Source organism: Brevibacterium sp. HMSC24B04, from assembly GCF_001806835.1.
GTDB lineage: Bacteria > Actinomycetota > Actinomycetes > Actinomycetales > Brevibacteriaceae > Brevibacterium > Brevibacterium ravenspurgense.
In genome coordinates this window covers 1-3,791 of the sequence record NZ_KV786123.1, presented here as the reverse complement: position 1 = coordinate 3,791, position 3,791 = coordinate 1, and the positions used below count along the sequence as shown (strand labels likewise).

The window sequence follows — 3,791 nt, the reverse complement described above, 5'->3', positions numbered from 1 at the left end:
ATGATCGCTTCGACCATCCGGCGGGCGTCGGAGAGCATCTGGAAGCGTGACATGGGTCAAGACTCCCAGCGAAGATGCCGAATCTTTGTCAGACACGCCCTAGCCACGAAGGCTGGGCGGCAGGACCAGGTCGAGTGGGTGGAGAAGATCGGGAGACCAGCAAAGGATCGACGCGATGGCGTGCTGCACGCCGTGACGTTCACCGCTTCGGACGATCGTCAGGCAATAGGCGCCTTTGCTTCGGAGAAGGGCCCGCAGCGGTACGGCATCGCCGAGCTGCGCGAGGTCACTCGTCGACTCATCCACGCCTCGAGTACTCTGCCAGTATGACCGTCGCCGGGACCGGGAGGAGAGGACCCTGCGTGGGGTGGCGAGGCGGATCTCGGCGAGAGGGGAGCAATCGGCTTCACCGGGGCAACCGAGCGAACCGTGCTTCCGGCACTATGGGTGCGGCCAGGACACAGCCGCACCTCGCTATCGTAAACTCAACAAGAACGGGAGTTAACGGCGCTCAGGCATGACGACCATCCGAGGCCAAAACTATGCATCCGATGCAGATTCCGTCGTTACAAACGATCGAGAACCCCCGGCTATCGCACCAGCTCAGACAGAAGACCCCGAGAGGTCGATAGTTGCTTGCAACGACGTGGTAGTTGAAAAACCGGGACTGCACTATCAGTTTCGAGACCAGGACTCTCGTCTTTGCTGTGTCGCGCCCCTCGCCATGGTCCGACGTTGCAACAACGTCGCTACCATGACCAAGAGGATGAGCGCCCCGAATATGAGAGCCGCCCAGATTGCTCCGTGGCCCAGCCCGACCATCTAAACAGCTCCACGAAATCCTCGTCCGGCGGTATTGAACGTCGCAGCGACGATCGCAGCGACAATCATGAAGCTGAGAATGAATAGCGAGAACAAGTCCGTGAGAGCGATTCGGGAGGAACGGCTAGTCTGAAATTCATCCGCCGCCACCTCTTCCGACAGTCGCATCGGGCGATGGGATTGGCAGACCTCATCCATGCGAGTGACCCTGACTAGCGTTAGCGCTACGTCGCGGGTGTCATCACGGCGACGCCATCCTTATCCGCACTGGTCCACAGCGTTCCCTGAGCGTAGACGCTTGGACCGGAGTGCGACAAAGAGCAGAACTCCAGTTCTGACCTTGAGATGGTGAGCGTGGTGACATCGTCGGCGGTACGGAACAATAGCCACTGCGATGCGTCACTGGCATTGGTGTCGATGTCAGCGGCAGCGTTCACAAATGCTTGGTCCAAATTGCGCGGAGCTTGGTCGTATGGGCATAGCACCAGGACCTCGTCCCAGTTCTTCCCGTCGACCTTGTCAGGGAGTCTAAAAGCGCTGCCTTCTTCGCTAACCTGCAGAACTCGTGACTCAAAGTCGCCGGATCCCGAACAACCGGTTAGCGCGAGCGTCGCCGTCAGCGACGCACTGAACGCTAGGATGCTCGGGATCCGTCTTAGACTAGGGGAGATCATCACTTCAGGGTAACGAGTTTGCCGCTGTTGGCGCGGCTCTTGCACTCGGTGTGGCTCTTGGAAGTGGTCTTCTTCGCCTTGCCGATGGCCCGACCTGTCTTGTTGTTCGCGAGGTCCATCTTCTTCTCTTTCGCCGGGCCGTTTCGGATGGCCTCGTGGTTGGAGGCGATCTTCATTGCCCCGCTTTCGCCGATGCTAATCGTCATACGGGCGTTCCAGTAGCAGTGCCGGTAGGCGTCGCCCTTGCCGTTGTGCAGCGTGTTTGAAGCGAAATGACTCGCAGCCGAGTTCGATGCGGTTGTGGCATCTTTGGCTGCCCGGTTGCAGGAAACCAGGTCGACGTGGATCACGCACGCTGCCTTCTCAAGGCCGGACCAGATGATGTCGGAGTATGCGAACGTCGACACGCTGGGTGTCCACTCATCGCTTTGAAGCACTTCCTCCTGCTGTTCTTCACTGAGCACTTCCAGATCCTGCAGGAACTGCTCCTGCTCAGCGGGTGTCAGCTGCTCCAAGTCTGCGAATGGAGTGTCGGACGCTTCGATCTGCTTGATCAGTTCGGTTTCTCCTTCTTGGGCGAACGCGGCCGATGGGGCTGCCAACCCTGCGGTGGCGAGAGCCACGATCATGCCAAATCCCGCGATTCGCTTCAAAGCTCGTTTCTCACTCACAACGTCCTCCAGTCGCATATGACTCTGAAGCAACCGACGGAATGCCGGCCGCTAGTGCTAAGTGTTGTCACCTTCGCCGAAGAGGTCATACCTCAAACGAGGTATTCTTGCGAGCCAATTCATGGGGCCGGGGCCATCAGCCTCCCGTGTCTCCGCCCGAAAGTCCGAAGAACCGAGCTAGTTGTAGTTCCTCGTGAGGTTGTGAACGCGATCTGACGGGGTCAGCCCTCCGATCCCGGTATGGGGTCGGTGATGATTGTAGTGATGGAGCCAGGCAGTATAGGTCGCGGCCCTGGCTTCATCACTGTCATACGTCTCGGCGTACGCCCATTCCTGCGCAAGGGTGCGGTTGAACCGTTCGACCTTGCCGTTGGTCTGCGGACGATACGGACGCGTGCGTCGGTGCTTCACCCCCTCGCCCAATGCGGCAGCGAAGGCGTGGGAACGGTAACAGGAGCCGTTGTCGGTCATCACCCCGGTCACGGTGACCCCTGCATCCGTGAAGAAAGCGCGCGCCCTGTTCCAGAACCCGGCAGCGGTCTCTTTGCGTTCATCGTCGAGGATCTCGGAATACGCCAGGCGTGAGTACCCATCGACGGCATGATGCAGATAGGCGTAGCCGCGGCCTTGCTTCTTGTTGTTCCGGTTCCCGAGTGTTCTGCCGAGCATGCGATGCCCGCCACCATCCGGGATCCGTCCGAGCTTCTTGATATCCACATGCACGAGTTCGCCCGGACGGGTCATCTCGTAACGGGCCGGCCTCGTCTTACGGACCGGGAGGCCGGTCGCCTAATCGATGTGGTCCAAGCGTGGCATTCGGTAGCGTTCGAGTACTCGGCCCACAGTCGCACGTGGAATCCCGAGGTGATAGCTGATCCGGTGCGGGCCCCAGCGCCGGTTGAAACGGAGCGAGATGATCCGGTGTTCTCGTTTCTTGGGGAGACGGCCAGGACTTGTGTGCGGGCGCGAGGAGCGGTCGGTCAGCGGTTGCCCTGACCGATACCGGACCGCCCATTTCCGGGCGGTCGCAGGCGAGACTTGGAACCGTTCAGCGGCGCGGCGGATCGGCCAGTCCTCTTCAACGATCAGGATGGCGAGACGACGGCGTCCCTCAGGGGTGAGGGGTGCGTTAGCGTGGGGCATGAAGACCTCCGGTGTGCGGATGCGAGTGTGGTAATCCACATCCTGCCGGAGGTCTTCACCTCAGTTCAGGCGTTCACAACGTCCCAAGGAACTACAGCTAGTTCTATCATTCGTCTGTCCAGTCAAGAGTCGCTACGTTCTTCGCGGCAACGGCCTCTGGGACGAGGCCGTCGGTCTCGACACGATGGACGTTACCTTGCCACCGCGTGGTCGAGGCGATCTGCAATTCTGGCGGTGTGCTCGAGCTGGGGTTCGAGGCTCTCAGTGGTTTCGCGGTGCCTAAGTCGAGCCGCTAGCGCATAGCAACACTTAGGGCGTGTCTGACAAAGATTCGGCATCTTCGCTGGGAGTCTTGACCCATGTCACGCTTCCAGATGCTCTCCGACGCTCAGTGGTCCTTGATTCAGGACGTGCTCCCCCGTCCCACCGGGCGCAGAGGCAGACCCTTCTCCGACGCCCGCCGGATGGTCGAAGCGATCAT

Annotated in this window: 3 protein-coding genes and 2 pseudogenes; 2 read left to right on the top strand and 3 right to left on the bottom strand. The window is 60.1% G+C overall.

Annotated features, from left to right (window positions below; translation table 11 throughout):
* The coding region (locus HMPREF3092_RS11425) for a hypothetical protein (protein WP_070424849.1) at window positions 1–330 on the top strand (330 nt) is incomplete at its 5' end.
* A 716-nt stretch (window positions 331–1,046) separates the two neighbouring features.
* On the opposite strand, the gene HMPREF3092_RS10495 is transcribed toward HMPREF3092_RS11425, so the two are convergent.
* The 3 genes and pseudogenes from HMPREF3092_RS10495 to HMPREF3092_RS10485 form a co-directional block, all read right to left on the bottom strand.
* Complete coding sequence (locus HMPREF3092_RS10495; RefSeq protein ID WP_019174423.1) at window positions 1,047–1,496, bottom strand: hypothetical protein; 450 nt, start codon at window positions 1,494–1,496, stop codon at window positions 1,047–1,049.
* Window positions 1,496–2,125 carry a DUF6973 domain-containing protein gene (locus HMPREF3092_RS10490; protein WP_019174424.1) on the bottom strand — a complete coding sequence of 210 codons (630 nt, stop codon included), beginning with the start codon at window positions 2,123–2,125 and terminating at the stop codon, window positions 1,496–1,498. The genes HMPREF3092_RS10495 and HMPREF3092_RS10490 overlap by 1 nt, the downstream gene beginning before the upstream one ends.
* Before the next feature lie 219 nt (window positions 2,126–2,344).
* Window positions 2,345–3,310 (bottom strand): annotated as a pseudogene (locus tag HMPREF3092_RS10485) (IS481 family transposase).
* Window positions 3,311–3,669: 359 nt separating this feature from the next.
* On the opposite strand from HMPREF3092_RS10485, the pseudogene HMPREF3092_RS10480 reads away from it, so the two are divergent.
* Window positions 3,670–3,791 (top strand): annotated as a pseudogene (locus HMPREF3092_RS10480) (IS5/IS1182 family transposase); the annotation flags it as partial.

Excerpts from the sequence above, each read along its gene's own strand:
- HMPREF3092_RS10495 (WP_019174423.1), bottom strand. The coding sequence starts at position 1,496 with ATGATCTCCCCTAGTCTAAGACGGATCCCGAGCATCCTAGCGTTCAGT.
- HMPREF3092_RS10490 (WP_019174424.1), bottom strand. The coding sequence starts at position 2,125 with ATGATCGTGGCTCTCGCCACCGCAGGGTTGGCAGCCCCATCGGCCGCG.